Origin of the sequence: Intestinibacillus sp. Marseille-P6563 (assembly GCF_900604335.1) — a bacterium.
Taxonomy (GTDB): domain Bacteria; phylum Bacillota; class Clostridia; order Oscillospirales; family Butyricicoccaceae; genus Butyricicoccus_B.
In genome coordinates this window covers 802,017-825,711 of the sequence record NZ_UWOD01000001.1, presented here as the reverse complement: position 1 = coordinate 825,711, position 23,695 = coordinate 802,017, and the positions used below count along the sequence as shown (strand labels likewise).

Annotated in this window: 24 protein-coding genes and 1 pseudogene; 17 read left to right on the top strand and 8 right to left on the bottom strand. The window is 51.4% G+C overall.

From position 1 onward, the window contains the following. Positions 1–57 precede the first annotated feature (57 nt). From EFB11_RS04280 to EFB11_RS04260, 4 genes are all read left to right on the top strand, one after another. Positions 58–1,422, top strand: a complete 1,365-nt coding sequence (locus EFB11_RS04280) for a radical SAM protein (protein ID WP_002587447.1) — start codon at positions 58–60, stop codon at positions 1,420–1,422. After that, a complete protein-coding gene (locus EFB11_RS04275; protein WP_002587448.1) occupies positions 1,422–2,294 on the top strand; it encodes a DegV family protein in 873 nt (290 codons plus the stop codon). The genes EFB11_RS04280 and EFB11_RS04275 overlap by 1 nt, the downstream gene beginning before the upstream one ends. Before the next feature lie 127 nt (positions 2,295–2,421). Continuing rightward, positions 2,422–3,108: a winged helix-turn-helix domain-containing protein gene (locus EFB11_RS04270; RefSeq protein WP_016147206.1), complete on the top strand. Its 687-nt coding sequence runs from the start codon at positions 2,422–2,424 to the stop codon at positions 3,106–3,108. A gap of 464 nt (positions 3,109–3,572) precedes the next feature. After that, complete coding sequence (locus EFB11_RS04260; protein WP_016147205.1) at positions 3,573–3,986, top strand: sigma factor-like helix-turn-helix DNA-binding protein; 414 nt, start codon at positions 3,573–3,575, stop codon at positions 3,984–3,986. Between the two features lie 248 nt (positions 3,987–4,234). Here the strand turns inward: EFB11_RS04260 and EFB11_RS16735 are convergent, their stop codons facing one another. Further along, positions 4,235–4,507 (bottom strand): hypothetical protein, encoded by a 273-nt coding sequence (locus EFB11_RS16735; RefSeq protein WP_164706510.1) that lies wholly within the window; start codon positions 4,505–4,507, stop codon positions 4,235–4,237. A gap of 38 nt (positions 4,508–4,545) precedes the next feature. Between EFB11_RS16735 and EFB11_RS04255 the strand changes: the two genes are divergently transcribed. From EFB11_RS04255 to EFB11_RS17335, 3 genes are all read left to right on the top strand, one after another. Beyond that, a complete protein-coding gene (locus tag EFB11_RS04255; protein WP_122789085.1) occupies positions 4,546–4,770 on the top strand; it encodes a DUF6870 family protein in 225 nt (74 codons plus the stop codon). 122 nt (positions 4,771–4,892) lie between these two features. Beyond that, complete coding sequence (locus EFB11_RS04250; protein ID WP_122789084.1) at positions 4,893–6,521, top strand: recombinase family protein; 1,629 nt, start codon at positions 4,893–4,895, stop codon at positions 6,519–6,521. 3 nt (positions 6,522–6,524) lie between these two features. After that, positions 6,525–6,647, top strand: coding sequence for a hypothetical protein (locus EFB11_RS17335; protein ID WP_279220526.1), 123 nt, complete (start codon positions 6,525–6,527; stop codon positions 6,645–6,647). Positions 6,648–6,719: 72 nt separating this feature from the next. On the opposite strand, the pseudogene EFB11_RS17515 reads toward EFB11_RS17335, so the two are convergent. The 4 genes and pseudogenes from EFB11_RS17515 to EFB11_RS04230 form a co-directional block, all read right to left on the bottom strand. Continuing rightward, positions 6,720–6,968 (bottom strand): annotated as a pseudogene (locus tag EFB11_RS17515) (FtsX-like permease family protein); the annotation flags it as partial. A 211-nt stretch (positions 6,969–7,179) separates the two neighbouring features. Next, the gene (locus EFB11_RS04240; RefSeq protein ID WP_122789082.1) at positions 7,180–7,938 is read right to left on the bottom strand and encodes an ABC transporter ATP-binding protein; all 759 of its coding nucleotides are present in this window, start codon (positions 7,936–7,938) and stop codon (positions 7,180–7,182) included. 79 nt (positions 7,939–8,017) lie between these two features. Next, positions 8,018–9,061, bottom strand: a complete 1,044-nt coding sequence (locus tag EFB11_RS04235; RefSeq protein WP_122789081.1) for a sensor histidine kinase — start codon at positions 9,059–9,061, stop codon at positions 8,018–8,020. Then, the gene (locus EFB11_RS04230; protein WP_122789080.1) at positions 9,051–9,749 is read right to left on the bottom strand and encodes a response regulator transcription factor; all 699 of its coding nucleotides are present in this window, start codon (positions 9,747–9,749) and stop codon (positions 9,051–9,053) included. The genes EFB11_RS04235 and EFB11_RS04230 overlap by 11 nt, the downstream gene beginning before the upstream one ends. A 167-nt stretch (positions 9,750–9,916) precedes the next feature. On the opposite strand from EFB11_RS04230, the gene EFB11_RS04225 reads away from it, so the two are divergent. Beyond that, a complete protein-coding gene (locus EFB11_RS04225; RefSeq protein ID WP_122789079.1) occupies positions 9,917–10,357 on the top strand; it encodes a MarR family transcriptional regulator in 441 nt (146 codons plus the stop codon). Next, positions 10,344–11,411 carry an FUSC family protein gene (locus EFB11_RS04220; protein WP_122789078.1) on the top strand — a complete coding sequence of 356 codons (1,068 nt, stop codon included), beginning with the start codon at positions 10,344–10,346 and terminating at the stop codon, positions 11,409–11,411. The genes EFB11_RS04225 and EFB11_RS04220 overlap by 14 nt, the downstream gene beginning before the upstream one ends. 34 nt (positions 11,412–11,445) lie before the next feature. Here the strand turns inward: EFB11_RS04220 and EFB11_RS04215 are convergent, their stop codons facing one another. Beyond that, positions 11,446–12,303: an NAD(P)/FAD-dependent oxidoreductase gene (locus tag EFB11_RS04215; RefSeq protein WP_122789077.1), complete on the bottom strand. Its 858-nt coding sequence runs from the start codon at positions 12,301–12,303 to the stop codon at positions 11,446–11,448. A 117-nt stretch (positions 12,304–12,420) separates the two neighbouring features. Between EFB11_RS04215 and EFB11_RS04210 the strand changes: the two genes are divergently transcribed. From EFB11_RS04210 to EFB11_RS04175, 8 genes are all read left to right on the top strand, one after another. Next, positions 12,421–13,086 (top strand): cytochrome c biogenesis CcdA family protein, encoded by a 666-nt coding sequence (locus tag EFB11_RS04210; RefSeq protein ID WP_122789076.1) that lies wholly within the window; start codon positions 12,421–12,423, stop codon positions 13,084–13,086. Positions 13,087–13,098: 12 nt separating this feature from the next. Further along, entirely contained in the window at positions 13,099–13,665 is a 567-nt protein-coding gene (locus EFB11_RS04205; RefSeq protein WP_122789075.1) for a TlpA family protein disulfide reductase, read from the top strand. Between the two features lie 254 nt (positions 13,666–13,919). Continuing rightward, positions 13,920–15,149 carry a M23 family metallopeptidase gene (locus EFB11_RS04200; protein WP_164706597.1) on the top strand — a complete coding sequence of 410 codons (1,230 nt, stop codon included), beginning with the start codon at positions 13,920–13,922 and terminating at the stop codon, positions 15,147–15,149. 266 nt (positions 15,150–15,415) lie between these two features. Further along, positions 15,416–16,519 (top strand): redox-regulated ATPase YchF, encoded by a 1,104-nt coding sequence (gene ychF / locus EFB11_RS04195; protein WP_122789073.1) that lies wholly within the window; start codon positions 15,416–15,418, stop codon positions 16,517–16,519. A 188-nt stretch (positions 16,520–16,707) separates the two neighbouring features. After that, positions 16,708–18,615: a VanW family protein gene (locus tag EFB11_RS04190; RefSeq protein ID WP_122789072.1), complete on the top strand. Its 1,908-nt coding sequence runs from the start codon at positions 16,708–16,710 to the stop codon at positions 18,613–18,615. A 14-nt stretch (positions 18,616–18,629) separates the two neighbouring features. Further along, the gene (locus tag EFB11_RS04185; RefSeq protein ID WP_122789071.1) at positions 18,630–19,415 is read left to right on the top strand and encodes a DUF975 family protein; all 786 of its coding nucleotides are present in this window, start codon (positions 18,630–18,632) and stop codon (positions 19,413–19,415) included. Positions 19,416–19,517: 102 nt separating this feature from the next. Further along, positions 19,518–19,832 carry an imidazolonepropionase gene (locus tag EFB11_RS04180; protein ID WP_122789070.1) on the top strand — a complete coding sequence of 105 codons (315 nt, stop codon included), beginning with the start codon at positions 19,518–19,520 and terminating at the stop codon, positions 19,830–19,832. 50 nt (positions 19,833–19,882) lie between these two features. After that, on the top strand, positions 19,883–20,686 hold the full coding sequence (locus EFB11_RS04175; RefSeq protein ID WP_243115141.1) for an IS3 family transposase: 804 nt from the start codon (positions 19,883–19,885) through the stop codon (positions 20,684–20,686). A gap of 83 nt (positions 20,687–20,769) precedes the next feature. Here EFB11_RS04175 and EFB11_RS04170 read toward each other — a convergent pair whose 3' ends face one another. Both EFB11_RS04170 and EFB11_RS04165 read right to left on the bottom strand, forming a co-directional pair. Further along, positions 20,770–22,335, bottom strand: coding sequence for a D-alanyl-D-alanine carboxypeptidase family protein (locus tag EFB11_RS04170; protein ID WP_122789069.1), 1,566 nt, complete (start codon positions 22,333–22,335; stop codon positions 20,770–20,772). A gap of 109 nt (positions 22,336–22,444) precedes the next feature. Continuing rightward, positions 22,445–23,614: an MFS transporter gene (locus EFB11_RS04165; RefSeq protein ID WP_122789068.1), complete on the bottom strand. Its 1,170-nt coding sequence runs from the start codon at positions 23,612–23,614 to the stop codon at positions 22,445–22,447. Positions 23,615–23,695: the final 81 nt, after the last annotated feature.

Here is a 23,695-nt window from a genome sequence, read left to right as displayed (position 1 = left end):
CTTGTGCTGCGTATTATCGGCTCTTTTTGCTTTTAAGATAGAAAAGGAGACAAAACCATGAGTAATTCTATTAAAGACAGCGCACAGGCTTTCGCCGTCAATCAAGTGCTGAAATATGTTGACAGCAATCCGCAGGAAGCATTCCCCAAGTTGTTAGATTGGGCGGATAAGTTCGATAAGGATAACCTCTATCTCACACAGCGCCAGCAAATCCGTAAGGTGATGGAGCAGCCTGACAGCAACTGGATGCGCCTGATCAACAGCCTTTGGACGGACATTGATTCTGAAGTCCGCAAAGTGTTCTTCCGCAATTTTATTGTCAATGCATCTCTCTTAGGCAGCCGCAAGCAGGTGGCTAATCGTGAAAAGTACGGCTGCAATATCCCCTGGGCAATCCTGATGGACCCCACTTCCGCCTGCAACCTTCATTGCACCGGCTGTTGGGCGGCAGAATACGGTAATAAGCTGAATCTGAGCTATGAGGAACTGGATGACATCATCAATCAGGCCAATGAACTGGGAACCTATATGTTCCTCTACACCGGCGGTGAACCTATGGTACGCAAGAACGATCTGCTCCGCCTGTGTGAAGCGCATCCTGACTGCGTATTCTCTGCCTTTACCAACGGTACCCTTATCGATGAGAAGTTTGCCGATGAGATGCTGCGGGTGAAGAACTTCTACCCGGCCATCAGCATTGAAGGCTTCGAGGAAGCTACTGATTTCCGCCGTGGCAAGGGTACTTATCAGGCTACTATGCGGGCGATGAAGATTCTGAAAGAAAAGAAGCTGCCTTTCGGCGTATCTGGGTGCTATACCAGCAAGAACATCGACTCCATCAGCTCGGATGAGTTCTTCGATCATCTGGTGGAGTGCGGTGCGAAGTTCGCATGGTTCTTCCACTATATGCCTGTGGGCAACGATTCCGCTGTGGAGCTGCTCCCGTCTCCTGACCAGCGTGAAAAGATGTATAACCGCATCTGCGAATACCGTAGCACAAAGCCTATTTTCACAATTGACTTTCAGAATGATGCGAAATTTGTAAACGGCTGTATTGCTGGTGGCCGCAACTATCTGCATATCAATGCCAATGGTGACATTGAGCCTTGCGCTTTTATCCATTACTCTGACTCCAACATCCGTGAAAAGACCCTGCTGGAAGCATATCAGTCTCCGCTGTTTATGGCCTATCACGACGGTCAGCCCTTTAATGATAATATGTTCCAGCCGTGTCCTATGCTGGAAAATCCTGAATGTCTGCGTAGCATGGTAAAGAAATCCGGTGCCCATTCTACCGAGTATCAGTCCCCGGAAAGTGTTGACCATCTGTGTGATAAGACTACACTTTATGCAGAAACCTGGAAGCCGAAGGCCGATGAGCTGTGGGCTGCTTGTCAGGGCTGTAGTGGGTGTAAGAAGTGATGGACGGCTATCAAATTTTCACAGATGCCACCTCAGATCTCGCACCGGAGTTAACCGCAGGTCTGCCATCTGTTGAAATGATTCCTATGAATGTTGAGATCGGCGGAACAGAATACTCATATGGTTCCCCGGAAGGAATCACAGCCAAGGAGTTCTACCGCTTGCAAAGAGCTGGGAATTTTGCAACGACCTCACAAATCAACCCAACGATTTATTTTAAGCATTTTGAACCCTGTCTGCGACAGGGAACCGATATTCTGTATCTCTGTTTTTCCTCTGGTCTGTCAGGTACATATCAGTCTGCGTTTTTAGCGGTTGAAGAACTACAGCAGGAATATCCGGAAAGAAGAATCATCTGCATTGATACGCTTGCTGCCGCAGTGGGTGAAGGGTTTTTAGTCAGAGAAGCTGCGAAAAAGCAGAGGGAAGGACTGTCTATTGATGAATTGGCTTCTTGGGTCATGGAACACCGATTAGAGGTATGTCATTGGTTTACGGTTGATACCTTTACCCATTTGAAACATGGCGGGCGGGTTTCAGGTGCCGCAGCCGCAATGGGAACGGCTTTGCAGATCAAACCGTTGCTTCATGTGGACAGCGAAGGAAAGCTGCAAGCAGTGGAAAAACCTCGTGGAAGAAAAAAGGCTGTTACCACTCAGATTGCCCGAATGGAACAGGGCTGGAAACCTGAACTTGGTAAATCGATTCTGATAGGTCATGCCGATGACCCTGAAGCAGCAGATATGCTGAAAGAAAGGTTGTTGGAACAATTCCCGGATTCTGAGATTTGTATTGCTTATATTGGCCCTATCATCGGAGCACACACCGGTCCCGGCGCACTGGCATTGATTTACTGGGGAAATAATCGATGACGGAGGATTTGTAGATACGCAAAAAAGCATTCTCCATCATAGAAAAATATAGTTTTGTTTAGAGCTGCCGGGTAACTTATGCTCGGCAGCTTTGAACTGTCTGCTAGAAGTAGTAGGAGGTGAACATATGGTTCCGCATGTATTGGGCGTAGGATACGCCTATAATGAATATGAGGTTACTGCTGGCCGATGGAAAGAATTTGAAATTGAATTTGACTATGCTGATAATATTAAACAAGCGGCCGCAATGCTGTCTTTTAAAGAATATATATGCGTAGCTATTTGCTCTGATGTGATTCCACAAGACGATTTGGATATCTTGAGACAAAAACGTGCGGTACCAATTATTGTTGTGCCACCTTCATATTCGGAGGAACAGCGGTATGCATGTGTCCATTTTGGTGCTGCTCAATATTTACATACCTATAATCATCCTATGGTAGAAATGTTTTCAGAGAAAAATAGTATGAGAAATTGTTTGAAAATACCAAAAGATAAAAGAAGACCGCTAACAATCATCACTGTGAAAGACTTGTCTTTCTGCTTAGAGTACAGGTCTGTAGAGATAGCTGGGGTATGCATTGATTTGACCGAAAAAGAGTTTGATATTCTTGCGCTGCTAATTATGAATCAACGGCAAGTCTATACTTATGAAATGATAATGGATTCTGTTTGGCATGATGATTTTTCGTTTTATTCACGCAATGCGATTTCAAGCCATATAAGTAATTTACGGAAAAAGTTAAAAAGTTCGGAAACTGCATCAGAACATATTAAAAGCATTCGAGGAATAGGCTACAAATTCGAAGTATAGGTATTTCTTGTGCAAATCTTGTATAAATCTAAAGTAAATCTTGCTTTCTGTTCTATACCATAGCTCTCAATAATGGCGAGCAGCTGTTAATTGAGTAATGGTTCAATGAAAACGCGGCTTGCTGAATAGCTGCCGCTTTATACTGCGTAGACAGAAAGGTTATTTACAGCGGCATATAGGAGGATGCCGCTTTGTTTGTTTTAACCTTTTACAGTTCTCATAATCTTCACTTGCTAAAAAAAGTGTAGCTTCCCCTCCGGGGCAGTTCGGCAACCTGTCGGTATTATCGTTCTGCGCAAACCGGAATAATAATGATCTTTTTTGTTGCGCCAGTTTCCTGGAATGGGAGACTGGCGCTTTTGCTTGTCGTTTTTTGCCGAATGTCCCCAAACGGCCTCGATGCCGTTCCCCGCCTCCATTCGATTCACCCGCTAATCACCCGTGAATCGAAATGGAGGTACATAATGAAGAAAGTCAATCTTCGGGATCTGTATCCCGATGTTTATAAAACCGATGCCTTTTTGGAAGTAACCGATGAAGTACAAGCGGTGTTTCAGTCTGACGAGCGAGCTGAAGCAGCCTATGAGCGAAAAATGTATCGCTATAAGGCGCAGTACTCCCTGGACTGTGAGAATGGAATTGAAAATGCGGTCCTGCGAAAGCTGGAGACGCCGGAGATGCTTCTGGAGGAAAAGCAGCTGCGCGAGCAGATTTACTCCGCCGTGATGGCTTTGCCGGAGAAACAGGCAAAAAGAATTTATGCTCGGTACTATCTGGGGATGAGCGTAAATGAGATTGCCGGAGCCGAAGGTGTAGATCCGAGCCGTGTCCGTGACAGCATCCGGCGTGGGCTGAAACAGTTGGCAAAAATTTTTTGATAAAGTTTCATTTGAAGCGCCTGTTTTTTGCCCCTTTTGTCAGTGTTAATAGAAGGACAAGTTTTCCCCTTCGATGGTACTTTGACAATTGAATAGACGGCATTTCTGGTACATAACCCATGTACGAGCGAATCAGGCGCGCCGCCAAGATGGACAGCCAAGGAGGTGATAAACAAGGCTGTTCCCAGCGATCAACGCCAGCCTGAGACCCGGAGGTGGCACTTCGAGCGCGAGGACTCCATGGGGGCTTAAAGATACTTGTTCACACCCGCCCACGGACTTGAGGCGGAACCCTGCGGCGCACGAGTAAAACGACGCTGCGGAGTTATGACATCCGCGCCAGCGGAGACCGGGAATGTCCCCATCGTCAGGGATGCGTGGCAAATGTGGCGAAAGCGAACTTCAAATTCAAGAGAGCTGCGTCCGGTTACCGTAAGCAACAACAGGTCATCATCCAGATGCAGTTTTCTTTTCAAAGTTAGATACCATGCGCTGGCAGCTTCGGTTGCCAGCGCATTCATGTGATTTTGAAACCGACTTCAAAGAAAGGAGAACCCTTATGAACCAGTTGACACAAACCTGTCCACAATCAGCAACCGATGAATTGGTTGACATCCGTGAAGTTGCGGTAGATAAAGACCTTCCCAAAGAGGAACGGATCGCGGCCTTTCTTCACCAAATCAAAAATCCCTATCGTTTTCGCTGCGGTGATTTTGTGGTAAATGCCGCATTTGCCAGCAACGGGATCACATTGGAGGAGTGCCTGCAAGGGATTTTAAGGTAATCGACATCCTCGCTCTTTTTCCAAAAGCGTGCTACGATGTGTATGGAAAAGGATGAAAACTGAAAACCTCGAAATCCACTCTTTTCTTGCGGGAGCTTCCGGGAGGAAAGGAGTGCTTTTTCATGCCAAAATATCAGGCAACAGCTTACATTCGTCTGTCTTACACAGATGATCGCTCCAGCGAGAGCGACAGTGTTACCAACCAGCGGAAGCTGATTGAGAACTTCATTGAACGAAACCCGGACATCCAAATCGTATCCGAAAAAATCGACGATGGTTACAGCGGTATCATTTTTGACCGTCCGGCGTTTAAGGAAATGATGCAGGACATCACCGATGGCAAGATCAACTGCGTCATTGTAAAGGACCTCTCCCGCCTGGGACGAGAGTACATCGAAACCGGACGCTATCTGCGCCGGGTGTTCCCCACTTATGGGGTTCGCTTTATTGCCATCACGGATAACATCGACACCGCCCATGAAGGCAGCGGTGACGATCTGACCGTATCCGTCAAGAACATTATGAACGAAGCCTACTGCCGGGACATTTCCATCAAGACCCGTACCTCTTTGGATATAAAGCGCCGTAACGGAGATTTTGTTGGAGCCTTTCCCGTCTATGGCTATATGAAGTCCGAGGAAAACAAAAACCTGCTTGTGCCCGACCCGTATGCTTCCCGCGTTGTCCAGGACATCTTCCGTATGCGCCTAGACGGGACGAGCGCCCTGCGGATCGCCACCGTGCTGAACGAAATGGGCATCCTCTCCCCCCTGGCCTATAAGAAAAACAATGGTTTTCCTTATGCCAAACACGGCTATGCCGACAAAGAGGATTGCAAGTGGTCTGCTACAACGATTATTCGTATTTTGCAGGATGAAACCTACATCGGCACATTGGTACAGGGCAAGCAGGGCTCCCCGCACTACAAAATCAAGCAGATGGAGCAGCGGCCATCCTCTGAGTGGATTCGCGTCCCTGACGCCCATGAACCGCTGATTGCCAAGCAGGATTTTGAACTGGTCCAGCGTATCCGCAGACTGGATACTCGGACTTCCCCCAAGCAGGATACGGTGTATCTGTTTTCCGGCGTCTTGATCTGCGGGTGCTGTGGGAGCCGCATGACGCGAAAAACAAACCGGGTCAAGGGCAAGGAATATCACTATTATTATTGCCCCACCGGGAAAAAGCATGGCTGCACCAACCCGGTAATGCTCAAGGAAAGCGATCTTGTAGATTGTGTCAAGGACAGTCTGAAAGGCTACATTGACAATGTGAGCTGCCTGCAAGCCATCCTGGACGGTATCGACCAGAGCAGCATCAATCAGGCGCTTGCCAATGAATACGCCTCCCACATCGCCGCCAATGAGCAGCAGGTGGAACAGGCGCTTGAATTTAAGGCCCGCCTGTATGAAAACCTGATTACCGGCACCATCAGCAAAGAGGAATATACCGACTATAAGGCCAGATACACAAGGATTGCGGAAAATGCAAAAGAGAGTATTCGGGTCTTAAAGGAAAAGCTGGCTGATGTTCTGGAGAACCGGAGTGAACGGAACCGCTGGATTTCCCACTTCACACAGTTCTCTACAATGGAGACCCTGGACCGCAAAGCTGTGGTTCACATGATACAGAGCATCAAGGTGATTGGGAAAAAGGAATTGGAGATCACCTTTACATACCAGGATGAATACCAGAAAGCGATCCAACTGATTCAGCTGGCAGAGCAAACAAGCCAAAGAAAGGTGGGATGATTTGTGGCAAGAAAAAGCAGAAAGGAAACTGTGGTGCTTCCCGCACCGGAGATAGATACCTCTTGCCGCGCCGGAGTTTATGTGCGGCTTTCCGTTGAGGATATCGTCCTTGGCTTCGGCTTTTAAGAGTTTGACGACTTCCTTTTTGCGGATAAATTTTGGCGTAAAGTATGCAATGGCAAAGAAGACCAGTCCCATCACGGCTACGGTCAGTAGCATGGCCTGTATGGGCAGGTAAAAGGTAAATTCTGATACCCCAATCAGCCGATTGGCAAGATCCAGAAAGAACTTGGAAAACACCAGGCCAAACAGGATACCAGCGACAACCGACAGCATCCCGACGAGCATATTTTCCAGAAAGACCAGCCGGTTCAGTTGTTTTTTGGAAGCTCCTAGAATGGTAATCAGGCCAAGCTGACGGCTCCGGTTTTTCAAGAAGCAACGCATGGAATACGAGATAAAGCAGATGGAAAATGCGACGGAAATGATTTCGCCCACGGCCAAGGTTATCCCCATCGCGCTTTCGGTATCAATGACCTGGAGCGCCGGATGAAAGGACAGCACACTGAACAGGAAAAACACAAAGACAGAGAATGCGCAGTTTATAAAATAATAGATATAGTTTCGCTTATCCCGGCTGATGTTTTTCCACGCAAATTCAAATAATGTCACGGGGTTTCCCTCCCAAAAGACTCATGGCATCCACAATTTTCTGCTGAAAGGCCTGCCGGTTTCCGCCGGAAACGATCTCCTGATATAGCTTGCCGTCTTTGATGATGAGCACACGTTTGCAGTAACTTGCGACAAAGGAATCGTGGGTCACCATCAGGATCGTAGCCTGCTGGGTCTGGTTGAGCATTTGAAATAATCCCATCACATCTTTGGTAGCTTTGGAGTCCAGATTTCCGGTGGGTTCATCGGCCAGCAGAAGCGCAGGATTTGTGACAACGGCGCGGGCGATTGCCACCCGCTGCGCCTGCCCGCCGGAAATTTCAAAGGTCCGTTTGGGTAGCAACGGTTCGATACCTAGCAGCGCGGCAACCGATTGCACACGCTTTTTGATTTGGGATGGCGCCACCCCTTCCAAAGTCAGCGGCAGCATGATATTTTCTCCGACGGTGAGGGTTTGCACCAAATTGAAATCCTGAAACACAAACCCTAGTACGCTGCGGCGGAAGTGGGCTAGTTGCTCATCCCGCATCGTGTGGGGCACATTCCCGTCAATGGTCACATTGCCGCTGGTGGGATGGTCGATGGTGGAGATCACATTCAGCAGGGTGCTTTTTCCGCTGCCAGATGGCCCCATAATGGCGACAAATTCGCCTTTTTCCATTTGAAAGTTGATATCCTGTAAAGCCGTATACGGGATTTTACCTTCGTATACCTTGCCAAGATGTTTGGTTTCTAAAATCGGCATCGCGAGGGTCCTCCTTTGTTTTCTACTTCCAGTATAGCGCAGAAACCCGATTCAAAAAATCGAGAAAGATGACGCAACCTTACAGTTTTGTCATCTTTCTCGTGTCATCCGTCTGTGCTTGTTTAAAGAAAATCTGAAATTTGGTTCCACTTCCTACCGCAGAGTCTACCTGTATCGCATGTCCCAGATAGTCCAGAATCTGTTTGACCATATAAAGCCCCAGTCCTGTGGACTCGCCCCGCAGTCGTCCATTTTGTCCGGTGAAGAACAGGTCAAAAATCCGGGGGATGTCCTCCGGCTGAATGCCGCAGCCCTCATCTTCTACGCTGAGCACAACGGCTGTTTGGGTGCAGTACGCCCGAACGGCGATGGTTTTTCCTTCATCGCTGTATTTCAAGGCATTGGTCAAAAGCTGATGCACCACAAAACGAAGCCATTTGGAATCGCTGTACACCATCAGCTGTTCATCCGCATCCAGCTTTGGAAAGATGCCGCGCGCAATAAAGCTGGATTTCAGTTCATTGATGCTGTCTTTGGCAATCTGCCGCAGCGAAATGCGCTCGACATGAAAGTCCTTTTCCATCGCATCCAGCTTATACAGATTGAGCACCTGGTCCAAAGCATATTGGATTTGGGACGCGGCTTGGGATATTTTTTTATAATCGGACTGGTATCCGTTCTTTTGCGCAATCAATTGGATGACAGACAGGGGCGTTTTGAGTTGATGGACCCAGCGATAAATCATGAGTTTGTTCTGATTTTTGCCATCCTCCAACTGACGGAGCTTGGCAAGATACCGGCGATAAAATGCCAGCATCAATTGCTGGTATTGGCGTTCCTCCCGGCCTTTGGGGGCATGCAGCAGAAAGTCTTCCATTTCCGTGTGTTCGCCGCAAAACAGTTCATACAGGTTCCAGGTGGCATAAAGCCGGTAAAGAAGAAAGCAGAGCAGCACAAACAAAGCAAGAAAACAATAATATAGCGCTGCGGGCTTGGCGGATGGTTCGACAACCACCAGATAGAAAACAGGCAGCGCAACCGGAGCAGCCAGAAACAGCAAAATCATCCACAGATGATCGGCCAGAAAAAGCCGGAGATGTTTTCCGATTTTCTTATCGTTCATGGCCCAGCTCTCCAATCCGATATCCGACACCGCGCACCGATTTGACGACGAGGCGGGAGCCAACCTGTTCTAGACGGCGGCGTATCCTACTGATCGTTACATTGAGCGTGTTTTCTTCCACAAAGGTTTCGTCGTCCCAGATTTCGCTGAGAAGTTCCTCACGGGATGCAACATCGGGATATTTTTCAAAAATGACGCGCAGAACCCCGGCTTCGGTTTTGGACAACTCGACCTCTTTGCCGTTGCAGGCAAGCGTCAGCCGGTTTTGAGAAAACGTGCAGTCCCCGCATTGCAGCTGCTTGGAATAGGAGACTGCATATTCTCCATAGGTGCGGCGGAGCAAGGCTGTGATTTTGGCGGTGATGACATCCAGTGAAAAGGGTTTGGTCACAAAATCATCCCCGCCGTTCATCATGGCATATACCTGATCGGAATCCGCATTGCGGGAGGACAGGAAGATAATCGGGCAGGGGCTTTTGGCGCGCAGCTTCCCGCACCAGTAAAATCCATCATATGCCGGAAGATTGATGTCCAACAGCACCAAATGCGGAGCGATTTCCTCAAACTCTTTGAATACATTGGAAAAATCCTGGCAGCAGTGGGTCGAGAATCCAAATTTCTGCAAGTGCAGGGAGAGCAGCTCGGCAATATCCGGGTCATCTTCCACGATCATAATTTGATACTCCATGGGGCACCTCCAATCTTTTTCACGTATGGGCTGTCTTATCCCTCATTGTAACAGCAATCGGACGGTTTCACAATATTTTGCCCATGTTTCTGGTCGCGCTTGACAAAGGACAATTTTTATCATATACTTAACAAAGTTAACTATATGATGGGAGGAATCTTCAAACCATGGAATGGACAGATATGATGCATTATCAGCAGCAGGTGCAAAAGGTCATGCGCTCTCTGCTGCCGATGCGCAAATCTGTACTGACCGCCAGCGAATGCGAACTCTTGGCCCGGCTATATCTGCAACCGGAACAGAACACCCCGATTTTACTCAGTCAGGGCAGCGGTATGAAAAAAGAAGCGGTAAGCCGCTGCTTAAAAACATTGTATGAAAAGAACTGCATCCGCAAGCAGCGTCAAACCGTGGACGAACGGAGTTATCAGCTGTTTATCACAGAAACCGGCCTTGCCGAGCTGAAAAAAGGCTATGAGAGCATTTTACAGCCCTTTTATGATCTTTGGCGCAGTTCGAGCGAAGATTTTGAAGCCTTTCTGCATTATGCGGATAAACTGGCCACACATCTGGAGAAAGGACAGGAAAAGACCCGTGAAGTTTTATGATGCGTTGCAGATGGACCCCGCCATCTTGAAGCGGCAGATCGTCGCTTGCAGCACAAGGCAGGAGAAAGCATATTACTGGGTTGCCATGGCGGTGCGCTCGGCGCTGATCGTAGGGTTTGCCATTGTGTTTATCAGTCTGCTGTCGGGTCTGTTTGGCGCCGACAACACCCCGCTGGCGGTGGCTTTGTTCTGCATGATGCTGGGCATCCGTTTTGTCAATTTTGAATACTGCATCGGCGACTCGCTACTTACCCTGGCGGCGGTGTTGGGGATTCTGGTCCTGGCGCCCAGTGCAGCGGCCGTGCTCCCGTCTGTTTTTTTGATTCCCTTGCACTTTGCAGCGTTTTTTGCTTTGCTCTACATGACTACACAGCGGCCCGAAATGGGGAACGGCGGCTTATATAGCTTTGCTTATGTGTATCTGACGGGTAACCCGGTCGTTGGGGAGGCGCTCGTCCGCCGCGGGCTCATGGCGCTGGCAGGATATGTGATTTGCGACGCCATCCTGTTTGCCAAGCACCGCAAACAGCACCAAACCACGCGGTTTCATCACGTGGTGCGAAAGTTTGATCTTTCCACCCCGGTACATCTGTGGCAATTTCGGATGGCACTGGGCGTGAGTCTGGTGTTGACGGCTGGGCAGGTGCTCCAGGTGGAACGGTTTATGTGGATGGGATTTGCCTGCGCTTCGCTGCTGTCGGAATATCCTTACTCCGGTCATACGATCGTCCGCTTCTGGCAGCGAATCGTGGGGGCGGTGGCAGGCTCCTGTGCGTTTTTTGTGCTGTATCTGGTGACCCCGGAGGCGCTGCATTCGTTGATGGGGCCATTAGGTGGATTGTGTTTGGGATTTTGCACCGATTATCAATATAAAACAGCCATGAACTGTTTTGGCGCCCTGATGCTGGGGACGGGTATTTATGGTCTGCAAGGGGCCGTGATTCTGCGTATCGTCGACACGGTTCTGGGCGTGACCTTTGGTTTGGTATTTGCAGCGATTTTTCACCGGCTTGCTGCCGGGTTTGGTCTGCTGCGTACACAGGCTGAAACATAAAAAAGGCGCGGAGCTTGGTTGGCTCCGCGCTTTTTTATTTTCCACGTGCGGCTTTGACGACCGCTGTGCCCGCCAGTGCGCCTTCATAGACGGCCTTGGCGACTTGCAGCATGCCGCCGGTGCAGTCGCCGGCAGCATACAGCCCCGGAATATTGGTGGCCATAGTGGGGTCGACTAAAATGCGGTTGCCTTCGGTCAAGGCACCGACTTTGCGGGCCAGTTCGGCGCTGCCCGCTACACCATAGGCGACAAAAATACCGCTGACCGACAGGATTCCGCCCGAGGTGAAACGGATGCGCAGGCCGCTGTCATCGCTTTCGATGGCGGCGATTTCGCGGGTGTCCAGTCGGACCGATTCCGGAACCTGGATGGAGGGCGTTTTGCCATCAGTCACCAACGTGACCGAACGCACCACCGGAAGCAGGGTGTTGACTTCATGCAGGGCATATTCGCCTTCGCCCAAAACGGCTACCGGCTTGCCGCGGTGGAAAAAGGCATCGCAAACCGCGCAATAGCTGACACCCTTGCCTTCGTGCTCGCTCAGACCTGGGATGCGCGGCGCGGTGCGCGGCGAACCGGTCGCCAGAATGACAAAATCTGCAGCGTATTGGCCGGCGGCTCCGGTCAGGGTCAATTGCTCATCAAACCCGATGCCCGTGATCTCATCTTGAATGATGCGGGCGCCCAGCCGGCGGGCCTGTTCCAGACCGGACATGGCTAGCGCTTCGCCGGATACCGGCAAGGCAAAGCCATAATAATTTTCGATTGCATGTGCTTTGGCCAGTGCGCCGACGCCGTTGTAGATGATGGTGGTATCCAATCCGGCCCGCACGGTATAAAGAGCAGCAGAGATCCCGGCCGGACCGCCGCCCACAATAATTACATTAGACATTTGGCTCACCTCATGGTATGCTGGTATCATCCCGGAAAAAATGGGGAATCTCGTGGTTTTATTATACCACACCCCGGTACAAAAGGGAACGCAATTTCCGGGATGTAAGGAGGACCTATGCAATACCTGATCGTTTTTCTGGAAGGGGTTATTACATTTATCTCCCCCTGTTTGCTGCCCATGCTACCGATTTATTTATCCTACTTTGCCGGCGGACAGGCCTCACGCACGCAAACGCTGCGCGGAGCGCTTGGATTCGTCGCAGGGTTTACCGTGATGTTCCTGGCACTGGGCGGCCTGGCCGGTAGCGTGGGCAATCTGCTGCGCACTCATCAAACGGCGGTCAACCTGGTAACGGGCGCTATTGTGATCGTCTTTGGCCTATCTTTTATGGGCGTCCTGCGCCTGGGCTTTTTGGAGCGTACTATGCGCTTGCAGATCAGTCCGGCAGGGCATGGCTTTTTCCCGTCCATGCTGTTTGGCTTGGTGTTTTCGATTGGATGGACGCCCTGCGTGGGCGCCTTTTTGGGTTCGGCACTGCTGCTGGCTTCCCAGCACGGTTCGGCCGTACAGGGGATTTTGATGCTGCTGTGTTACTCTTTGGGACTGGGCATCCCCTTTTTGGTCAGTGCGCTCATCATTGATTCGCTCAAGGGCGCATTCCAATGGATCAAACAGCATTATCAGATCATCAACCGGGTTTGCGGCGGGTTTCTGGTGTTCATCGGCCTGATGATGATGGCCGGATGGATGGGACGCCTGCTGGCTTTTCTCGGGAACTAAAGGAGAAAGGATATGAAAAAAACAATTATATGGATCGGCTTGCTGGTCGTGGTGTTGGTGCTGGCCGGGGTAGGATATTCGCTCCTGTCCAAACAGCAGTCTGAGCAGCTGGTTTCTCAGGCCGAGGAGAAAAGCAGCACCTCGTCGGAGGAAGAAGCGGTCATGCTGCCGGACTTTACCGTGCTCGATGCCGAAGGCAATCCGGTGGAAAGCAGCGCGTTGCTCGGCAAACCGACGATCATCAATTTCTGGGCCACTTGGTGCGGCTATTGCAAAAAAGAATTGCCGGATTTTCAGGCGGCGTATGAAAGCTATGGCGATCAGATCAACTTTGTGATGATCGATGCCGCGGACGGCAAGCAGGAAACCGTGGAAGCCGGCAAACAGTACATTGCCGACAACGGGTATACCTTCCCGGTTTATTTTGATACCGAGATGGAAGCGGTTATCTCCTGCGGGGTAAGCGGATTCCCGGCAACCCTGTTCGTTTCGGCGGAAGGAGAAGTGCTGCTGGGCTGGCCAGGGTATCTGGAAACCGAGCAGCTAAATCAGATGATCGAGGCCATGCTGCCGGCATAATGGGGCAGAGCGCGGACGTTTTTGATTCTGGATTTTATGCTACAAAGATGCTGCAAAAAGTTCGTAATTTCTTCACAGAAGGACCCTTGACAATTTCACCCATACAGCGTATCATATATTTTGTAAACATTTTGTAATCTTTATCATGGAAAGGAACGACCGTCTATCTCATGGCTTTTCCTTTGACCAAAACAAAAAAATTAAAGAAAATCGCACTTCCTCGCCCGCAAACTTCGTTCGGGAAGCGCATCAAAGTGCGGCTGGATACCATTCGATTCCATACTGCCGTGCGTCTGGCGGGGCTGCCCAAGATTCCAAAGCCGCCGCGGTTGCTGGCAGCGGCCATCTGCTTTGTGGGCCTGTTCGCCGTTCCCATGGCAGCAGCATTGCAGCCGTGCTTGAAAGTCACCCTCAATGGGCAGACGATTGGCTATGTGAATGATGCGTCGTCGGTGCAGTTGGCTGCCAACTTGCTGGAAACCAGCATGGAGTCGCAATTTGGTGTGGCGTACTCGTTTGATGACGAACTGTCGTATCAGTCGGCTCTGATGCTCAAGGGCAAGACCAGTTCGGTCGATGATATGGTGTCTTCGCTCGCAGAGGCATCGGACGATCTCGAACGAATGGCCGTACTGACCGTCAATGGAGAAACTGTGGGCGCCTGCCGTTCGCTGGAAGATGTGCAGGATATGCTGGATAGCCTGCTGGATGTTTATAAGTCCAACGACAGCGACCATGCACGTTTTGTGGAAAATGTGAATGTGACGCTTTCTCCGGCTCCGGCGGATGCCGAAGTTTCTGCTGAAGATCTCAAGCAGCAGATCACGGAGGAAGGGCTTTTAGATGTCGAAGTGTACAGCACGCAGACCTATACCGAGCCCATTCCGTATTCGACACAAATGGTGGAAAACGATCAGCTGGCACAATACTCCACCAAGACCATGCAGGTCGGCCAGGATGGCGAAGCTTCGGTCCAAGAGCAGGTCGTTACGCTCAATGGTGTGGAGACCCAGCGCACGGTTGTCAGCCGTGCTATCCTGACGCAAGCGACCGATGCTGTGGTCGCGGTCGGCACAGGCGGTTCGGATATTGGTACCGGCACATTGATCGCTCCGGTGACCGAATACCGGTTTACCTCGGCGTTTAAATTCCGCAATGGCCGCTGGCACAAGGGTGTCGATCTGGCGGTATCGGAAGGCACGCCGGTCTATGCGGCCGACAATGGCAAGGTCATTGTTTCCGAATGGTCGGACAGCTATGGCAACTATATCATCATTGACCATCAAAATGGTCTGAAAACACTCTATGCACACAACAGCGCATTGCTTGTGAATGTTGGCGACACGGTGACCAAGGGCCGTCAGATCGCGCTTTCCGGCAATACCGGAAATAGCACAGGCCCCCACGTGCATTTTGAAGTGCATTACAATGGCGTGGCGGTCAATCCGGAATTATATGTGTCCTTTGGCACAGAAACCCCATAAACAGCAAAAGACGCTGGATTTCCAGCGTCTTTTTTGTATGGATTCTGTGACAAAAGCCCTTGAGAGAAGCAAACCAATCTGCTATAATGGTCATATTCCAGTGGTTTCTGACGAAATGAGCAGGAAGCCACCATCTGAAAAAGAGGGGACCATTTAAAATAAGGACCAAATACCCGGAAACGACCGTGACAAACGGCGTTCGGGTTTCAAAAGGGCGGACAACGGAAAACGCCCCATAAGGATTCATAAAGGAGATGCACAGATATATGAAGTTAGGTATTGTCGGCTTGCCCAACGTGGGCAAATCCACCCTGTTCAACGCGATTACCAACGCGGGCGCAGAAAGCGCAAACTATCCGTTTTGCACCATTGACCCCAACGTTGGTATGGTCGCGGTACCGGACTACCGGTTGCAGCCGTTGACCGACCTGTACCATGCGAAAAGGACCACGCCTGCGGTCGTCGAATTTGTAGACATCGCTGGCCTGGTGCGCGGCGCAAGCAAGGGGGAAGGTTTGGGCAATAAGTTCCTGAGCCATATCCGCGAAGTCGACGCTGTGGTACACGTGGTGCGCTGCTTTGATAACGACAACATCGTACATGTAGAAGGTTCGGTCGACCCCGGACGCGATATCGAAACCATCAATTTGGAGCTCATTTTGTCCGATATCGAGCATTTGGAGCGCCGTCTGGACCGTACCCGCAAGGCCGCAAAGGCCGACAAAAAACTGAATCTGGACGTCGAGATTCTGGAAAAGCTCAAGGCACATCTGGAAGAGGGCAAAACTGCCCGCACTTTCCCGGGCTTTACCGATGATGAAGACGTACAGCGTGTCATGAAGGAAAGCGACCTGCTGACCGCAAAAAAGGTCATCTATGCCGCCAATATGGACGAAGCCGGCTTTACCGGCGACCAGACCGAAAATGCCCGTTTGGCAGCGGTACAGGCGATTGCCGACGCCGAAGGCGCGATGGTACTGCCCATCTGTGCCAAGCTGGAAGAGGATATCGCAACGCTGGAAGAAGACGAAAAGCAGATGTTCCTGAGCGAACTGGGCCTGGAAGAATCCGGTCTGGACCGTCTGATTCGCGTATGCTATGACCTGCTGGGCCTGATGAGCTATTTGACCGCTGGCGAGCAGGAAGTGCGCGCCTGGACGATCGAAAAGGGAACCAAGGCACCGCAGGCAGCTGGTAAGATCCATACCGACTTCGAACGCGGTTTCATCCGTGCCGAAGTGGTTTCTTACGATGACCTGATGGCTTGTGGTTCGCTGGCCGCAGCGCGCGAAAAGGGCCTGGTGCGTTCGGAAGGCAAAGAATACGTGATGCAGGACGGCGACGTTGTTTTGTTCCGTTTTAATGTATAATACGTTGCCTTGCTGCAAAACGGCTTCCAAACTCCAGCTCATTTTTTAACAGCACGGCGCATATCCTTCTGCATAAGGGGATGTGCGCCTTTATGTTGCTTAATTGTTGTTGTAATTCGACGGAAAATGTCATACAATAAGGAATACAGATGTTTGAGGCCATTTTACAGAGAGGATTAGGATAGACGATGGAGAAACGACAAGAAGGGTCTTCCGCCGATCGCTCGTTGGAAGACATCTTACAAGAAATGAACGGCAAAGAAAGTACGGGCAATCATGCCTTGGACGCGCTGCTGCGCGCGCGGGATGAGGAATCGGCACATGACCTGGCGGGGTCTTCCGCTGAGCCTTCGTTCCGGGAAGAGGAGCCCATGTTCGAGCCGATGTCGGCGTTTGAAAATCTGGTGCCGGCTGGACATGGTGTTTCGGCGGCGTTGGCGGATGCTATGCCCGAAAAAAAGCGGAGCACTTCCCGCAGCCGCAAAAAGAAAAGTGAAAAGAAGCAAAAAAGTGGGAAGAATACGCCCTGGAAAAAAATTGCTGCAATTGCCGGTGCCATAATTGTTGTGTTGGCAGGCGGCACCCTGGGGTATACTTACGGATACAGCGGCATCCATTTTGGGATGCAGGCCGGAGCGGTCAAGGTCGGCGGCATGTCGCTGACAGAAGCGCAAAAAGAAATTGACCAGGCGAGCAGCCAGTTGCTCGATGGCAAGGCCATTACGCTTACCATCTATGATAAGGACTATACCATCGATATTGCATCGGTCACGACCGGTATGGACAGCAAGCAGTCGGCTCAGGAAGCCTATGACTATACCCACGAAGGCGGTCTGTTCACGCGGGTAGGGCATACTTTGTCCGCGCTGGTCGGGCAGGGCGAAGCGCCGCTGTCGGTCAGCGTCGATGACGAAGCTCTGACCGCTCGCCTGGATGAGATCGCTTCTGAAGCCCTGACCGAGCCGGTCAATCCTAGCTGGACCGTCGAAGGAGATAAGTTGATCATCGATACCGGCAAGCTCGGTGTTTCGTTTGACCGCGATGTGGTATCCAAAGCCATTACCGAGAAAATCCGTACCATGGATTTTGAGCCGTATGAGGTCAAGGTCACAACGAGTGACCCGGCGCCGGTGGATGTCGACCAGATTGCAGCCGAAGCGCAGACTCAGCCGAAAAATGCGACGGTGGACAAATCGGATGGCAAAACCATTGTGCCCAGCGTGGATGGGGTATCCTTCGATGTTGAGGAGGCAAAATCCATTGTTGGCGATGGCAGCGCCCAGACTTATGAGATCCCCATTACTCGCACACCGGCAGAGGTTTCTGCCGACCAGCTGGCCGATGTTCTGTTCCGGGATACGCTGGCCAGCACATCGACCAACCTGAACGAGGGCAACAAACCGCGTACCAATAACGTCCGGTTGGCTTGCCAGTATATCAATGGCACGATTTTGAATCCGGGCGAAGAATTTTCGTATAATAATGTCGTGGGCGAGCGTACCGCGGAACGTGGCTTCCGGTCGGCTGGCGCTTATGCCAACGGTCAGCTGATCGACGAAGTCGGCGGCGGTGTCTGCCAGCCTTCTTCGACGCTGTACATGGCAGTCCTGCGCGCTGACCTCGAAGTGACCGAGCGTCATAACCACAGCCTGACGGTGTCTTACACCCCGTTGGGCGAAGATGCCACCGTATCGTGGGGCGGCCCAGATTTCCGTTTCAAGAATAACACCAAGTATCCGATCAAGATTGTAGCGTCCCAGTCGGGCGGTGCAATGTACATCGATATTGTGGGTACCAAGACCTCGGACAAAAAGGTCACGCTGAAAACAGAAATTCTGGAAACGCTGGACTATGAAGTCGTTGAGAAGATCGATGCATCGCTGGCACCGGGCACCCGGGAAACCCAGCAGACCGGTGCAACCGGCTACAAGACCGTGACTTATAAGACGGTTACCGAAAACGGTACCTCCACGACCACCAAGGCAAACAATTCGTACTATAAAAAGCGGGATAAAATCGTGCTGGTTGGACCGGCTGCGACCACCGAACCGGCGACTTCGGACACGACAGCACCGGCTACCACAGAAACCCCATAAAGGATGTAGAAAATATGATCAAACTGGACAATACGCTGCGCCGCACCATCAAAATGGAAGCAAAGATGAAAATCTTTTCCCGTTTGCCGGTGTGTGTGCTGGCGGTGGCGGTATATATGCTGCCGGCTGTGTTCATCGGCACCATGACTGCGCTGCCGCTGGATGCCGGACTCATGCGCATCATACGGATGCTGCTGATCAATCTGGTGTGTGAGATCGTGATCTTGGGTCCGATCATGCTGGGCACGCAGTACTGTTTCGTTGGCATTGCGCGTGGAGAGACGCCCGAGATCGCAAGTTTATTTGCACCGCTGGGCAGCATCCGGGAGATATTTCGGGGCATTCGCATGATGCTGTGCATGCTTGTGCGCATGCTGCTGCTGGTTATCCTGCCTACGGTCGTGTATGAGGTTGCGCTGTATTTCGTCCTGAACATGCTGGGCGATGCGGCCGATTGGAATATGGTCATGACCGCAATCGGTGTACTCGTTTTGGTGTATTGTCTGATGCTGTTGCCGGCAGCTGGCCTGGGAGCCAGCTACTGGATGGGTTATTCCGCTCTGCGGGATGACCCGAAAATCGGCGTTTGGCGTGCCACCAAGGAAGGGGCACGTTTGCTGCGCGGGCAGCGCCGGGAGATGATTGCCTTTACGGCCAGCTACCTGCCATGGTTTATCGCCGGATTGTTTACGTGTGGTATCCTCAGCAGCTTTGGGATCATTTATCTCAGCGTTTCGCTTTACTGTCTGCGGGACCGGCTGGAAGGCCGGCAGCAGCCGCAGACTTCACCCATTTTATAAAAAAAAGAAATCGCCCATACCATTCTGAACCGGTCCAGTAAAAATGGACAGTGACAAAAACCCCCTGATGTAGGAAAATAGACTACATCAGGGGGTTTTGTCATGGAGAAACGAAAATACACACACATTCAAGTGCTGTTGCCAGAAATCAAGGCTATGCTGGCAGCGGGGAAAACCCAGCGGGAAGTTGCAGAATATTACGGTTTTCAGGATAAGCAGGTGATAAAAAGTCTACTTAAGCGTGAACGGAGGAAAGAACGTATGTTAGAAGCTGGCATCCTTGCGCGGCCCCAAGGGCGGCCAAGAACAAATGCCGCACCAAGAGATATTATAACCGAGCAGGCACATGAGATCCAGCGACTTCGTATGGAGAATAGGCTGCTGCGGGATTTTCTGCACTGCATAGGAAGGAAGTGAGGGCAAAGGTAAAATATCACATTATATATCGTCACAGAGCAGAGTATTCCGTGGCAGTTATGTGCAAATTCTTTGGAGTATCCAGAAGCGGATACTATGCCTTCGTCCATCGCCTTGGTAAGCCGGAGAAGGACGCAGCTCTTGCAGAACTAATTGGACAACAGCGGGAACGCAGCTTCCGCACCTACGGCTACCGGCGGATGTGTCTATGGCTGAAGAACCAGAATATTTTCTGTAATCCAAAAACAGTGCTACGGATTATGAAGAAATATGATCTGCTCTCAGAAATCCGCCGACGCAGGAAATGGCAGCAGATGGGGCAGCAGCTCCACAAGTACGAGAATCTGCTAAGCAGGCAGTTTCAGGCCGACAAGCCCAACAGCAAATGGGTAACGGACATCTCCTACATCCACACTAAGCAGGGCGTACTGTACCTGTCCATGATCCGGGATCTCTATGACAACAGTATTGTGGCTTACAAAACCGGAACGGAACAAACGGTGAATCTGGTTCTGGACACCATTCGTCTGGCAATGAAGCAAGAGAAAAAGAGGGCCGCTGCAGAGTTGCAGCTCCACAGCGACCAGGGTGCTCAGTACGCCTCACAAGCATATTTTGAGCTAACTCAAACATACGGCATTACGCCATCTATGTCAAGACGTGGAAATCCTTATGACAACGCTATGGCGGAAAATTTCTTCTCTATCCTCAAAACAGAGTGCATCTACCGCCACAAACCGGCTACCTTCTCGCAAGCCAATGAAATGATTGACCGCTACATCTACTTTTACAACCATGAGCGCATCCAGCTAAAGACTGGAGAAGCGCCGCTTACGCGACGCCTCTCCACTTAAAACTCAATCTTTCCTACCAGGGCTCTTTTTTATACTGTCCGCACAATCTGGGGCAGTCCATTCTCGGTATGGGCGATTTCTTTTTATTCCTCCGGTGTTTCGGTTGGGGGAACGGATTCATTGTCTTCGGACGTGGGTTCGCTGTCAGTATCCGGAACTTCTTCTACCTGCGGTTCCGGGGCAACGACTTCGACCACAGCCGAAAGCACACAAGGCACGACGCCGGTCAGCGATTCATCGCCGACAACAAAGCGGATCTCGTGCTGGCCAGGCTGCGCATCCGCAGGAATGCGGAGGGTATAGGTACTGTGCGCCTGGTCATTCGTAATTTGGAATGCTGGATTGACAGCGCCGGTGATGTCCTGTCCATCCCACTGCCAGCGGGCAGGGAGCGAAACGGATGCAATGTCGTTTGCACCGGACAGGTCGGCGGTGACGGTCAGTTCCTTACCGGGATACACTTGGGCGCTGCGAATATTCAGGCTGCCCTGATATTCCAGCGGCTGCTGCTCGACCGGGATGGAAAGATCGGCGCGCTTTTCGGTGCCGTCAAACATGGTCAAAATAAAGGAAACATCTACGGTATCGCGTGACATGTCATACAGCGTGGTATCCAGGGTAGATACCTTATTCGGCTGTGCCTGGAAATAGGAATTGCCGAATCCGCTGACGGCGGTGCCGTTGACGTACCATTGTGCCTTGGCAACATAGGCGTTCGAGAAGCCGGTCAGCTGTGCGGATACCTGGAAGGGTTCATACGGACGAACCGAAGCAGGGGTATCGGTCAACTGAATGACGGTGGATGCACGTGCGGCATCCCGCCGGGCGATCTCGGCAAAGCCATAATCCAAAAGCTGCCGTGAATCGCGGAAGCGCTGTGCATCGCTGGTCGATTTGAGAACGACAGAAATGACACGGCGGCCATTGCGCTCTGCGGTCGTGGTCACACAATATCCAGCGGCGGAGATGGTACCGGTTTTGAAGCCGTCCAAACCTTCGTAGGGGCCCATGGTGTTGAGCAGATGGTTGGTATTGTTATAATACCGGCCATTGAAGGAATAGCCGCTCTTGCTGGTGATATCCAGAATCGCCGGATAATCGTCGATAAACCGCTTGGTCAGCTTGGCCTGCGAACGTGCGGTGACATAATTGGGCTGCGCACCATGGCAGTTGTAATAAGTCGCCGTGACGCCCAGTTCCCGTGCAGTGGCGTTCATGCGCTGCACAAAGGCAGCTTCGGTACCGCTGATGTGCTCGGCCATCGCAATGCACGAAGCACTGGCCGAGGGGATCATGATGAGATTGAGCAGCGTTTCGACCGTATAGGTCGCGCCTTCGGTCAGCGGAACCGCCATGGGGTAATTGGAATCCCGCGATTTGACCGCTACATTGTGGCTGATGAGCACCGGAGTATCCATGGTCAAAGTGCCCTTTTCGAGCTCCTGATAGATGATGTAAGCCGTCATGACCTTGGTCATACTGGCCGGGACGCGGGCTACGTCCGCATCATCAGAAAGTAATTCTTCTCCGGTCTGCGCATCCATGACAAAGTAGGATGCTGCCCGCACATCGAGCGCGCCAGCGCTGGGCAAGCATACGCTGAGCAGCACACAAACCATGAGAAAACAGGAAACCACTCTTTTCTTCATTTTTTCACCTTCTTTTTCATTTGTCCTCCCCTAGGACTAATTAAAGAATACAATTTTTTGGTGAAAAATGCAACTATTTTATGCAAAATGTCGGAAATGGGAAATGATGTTAGGAACCAGACTGGTTGGAGACCTTCCGTACACAAGGCCGGTGTGCAGCAAACAGGAAGAAGAAGAACAGTCCGGCAAAGATGCCGCCAATAGACAAGATGGCGATGGGCATGGTCTGAAATTCAGCGATTTGGCCGATCCCATACGGGATGACCGTATTGCCGCAAAAGCTGAACAGGAACGCCGTCGACAGCGTGACCGATTGGTCATAGCCGCCAATGCGCAGCAGTTCGCTGGCAAGCATGGGCCAGATACCCGACAGTGCCAGCCCGAGCACCACAACGGCCGCCCAAATGCCGATTTGCGAAAGCTGCGGGATGAGCAGTGTGGTCACGGCTGCGACCGGCATCAGACCAGACAAGATCCACCGGGCCGGCACACGCTTGGAGGCTTCCGAGCAGGCCATCCGGCCGACGAAAACGAACAGCCAGATGAGCGCGGTCAGGATGGAACCAGCAAAGGTCGTAAATCCGCGGTTTTCCACGGCATAGGTGACCAGCCAGTTGCAAATCGAGGTTTCCGAACCCGAATACAGCAGCAGGCACAGGAAAAACGGCAAAATACGACGATCGCTGACCAGGGTATACAGATCGCGGAAATGGCCAGCATCTTGCTGCGGCATGGGAATGAACTTGGTTTTCCAGCACAAAACCGTCGCTACGATCGAGCACAAACCAAACAGAATATAGACCATCCGCCAGCTAAAGCCCAGGGATACGCACTGTCCGGCAAACAACAGACCGGCGCAGGCGCCCAGACCGTTGAAGGCCGTGATGCCAGCCACATGGGAGGCCGCGCCTTGCTGAGCCAGTCCGGTGGCGATGGCATTGGTTGCTACCTGCATAACAATCGTGCAGGCGCCCATGAGAAAGAGTCCGGCCCAAAGGACAGGGAACGAAGGCGAAACGGCGACCCCAAAGCACGACAGCGTCATGATCGTGACCGCAACGCACAGGCAGTGTCCTTTGCTGAACCGATTGAGCAGCCGTCCACTGAAAAAGCACAAGGCAAAGTTTCCGGCAAAAAAGGCGGTGAGCAGCGCGCCGCTCATAGCCGTGTTCAGCGAAAACTCGGCGCGGATGGCGAGCAGCAGCGGCGCGAGCAGATTGGTGCAAGCGGAAAGGAAGAAGGCTCCCAGCTTGCAGGTGCGAATGATTGATTTTTCCATGCGGAAAGACTCCTTGTTCAAAATGCTCTCTTGCTGGATGCCAGGGCATCTGGTACCATGGAGAGAGAAATGAGGTGTTGA

Coding starts and splice junctions, on each gene's coding strand:
- EFB11_RS04280 (WP_002587447.1), top strand. CDS start 58: ATGAGTAATTCTATTAAAGACAGCGCACAGGCTTTCGCCGTCAATCAA.
- EFB11_RS04275 (WP_002587448.1), top strand. CDS start 1,422: ATGGACGGCTATCAAATTTTCACAGATGCCACCTCAGATCTCGCACCG.
- EFB11_RS04270 (WP_016147206.1), top strand. CDS start 2,422: ATGGTTCCGCATGTATTGGGCGTAGGATACGCCTATAATGAATATGAG.
- EFB11_RS04260 (WP_016147205.1), top strand. CDS start 3,573: ATGAAGAAAGTCAATCTTCGGGATCTGTATCCCGATGTTTATAAAACC.
- EFB11_RS16735 (WP_164706510.1), bottom strand. CDS start 4,507: ATGAATGCGCTGGCAACCGAAGCTGCCAGCGCATGGTATCTAACTTTG.
- EFB11_RS04255 (WP_122789085.1), top strand. CDS start 4,546: ATGAACCAGTTGACACAAACCTGTCCACAATCAGCAACCGATGAATTG.
- EFB11_RS04250 (WP_122789084.1), top strand. CDS start 4,893: ATGCCAAAATATCAGGCAACAGCTTACATTCGTCTGTCTTACACAGAT.
- EFB11_RS04240 (WP_122789082.1), bottom strand. CDS start 7,938: ATGCCGATTTTAGAAACCAAACATCTTGGCAAGGTATACGAAGGTAAA.
- EFB11_RS04235 (WP_122789081.1), bottom strand. CDS start 9,061: ATGAACGATAAGAAAATCGGAAAACATCTCCGGCTTTTTCTGGCCGAT.
- EFB11_RS04230 (WP_122789080.1), bottom strand. CDS start 9,749: ATGGAGTATCAAATTATGATCGTGGAAGATGACCCGGATATTGCCGAG.
- EFB11_RS04225 (WP_122789079.1), top strand. CDS start 9,917: ATGGAATGGACAGATATGATGCATTATCAGCAGCAGGTGCAAAAGGTC.
- EFB11_RS04215 (WP_122789077.1), bottom strand. CDS start 12,303: ATGTCTAATGTAATTATTGTGGGCGGCGGTCCGGCCGGGATCTCTGCT.
- EFB11_RS04210 (WP_122789076.1), top strand. CDS start 12,421: ATGCAATACCTGATCGTTTTTCTGGAAGGGGTTATTACATTTATCTCC.
- EFB11_RS04205 (WP_122789075.1), top strand. CDS start 13,099: ATGAAAAAAACAATTATATGGATCGGCTTGCTGGTCGTGGTGTTGGTG.
- ychF (WP_122789073.1), top strand. CDS start 15,416: ATGAAGTTAGGTATTGTCGGCTTGCCCAACGTGGGCAAATCCACCCTG.
- EFB11_RS04190 (WP_122789072.1), top strand. CDS start 16,708: ATGGAGAAACGACAAGAAGGGTCTTCCGCCGATCGCTCGTTGGAAGAC.
- EFB11_RS04185 (WP_122789071.1), top strand. CDS start 18,630: ATGATCAAACTGGACAATACGCTGCGCCGCACCATCAAAATGGAAGCA.
- EFB11_RS04180 (WP_122789070.1), top strand. CDS start 19,518: ATGGAGAAACGAAAATACACACACATTCAAGTGCTGTTGCCAGAAATC.
- EFB11_RS04170 (WP_122789069.1), bottom strand. CDS start 22,335: ATGAAGAAAAGAGTGGTTTCCTGTTTTCTCATGGTTTGTGTGCTGCTC.
- EFB11_RS04165 (WP_122789068.1), bottom strand. CDS start 23,614: ATGGAAAAATCAATCATTCGCACCTGCAAGCTGGGAGCCTTCTTCCTT.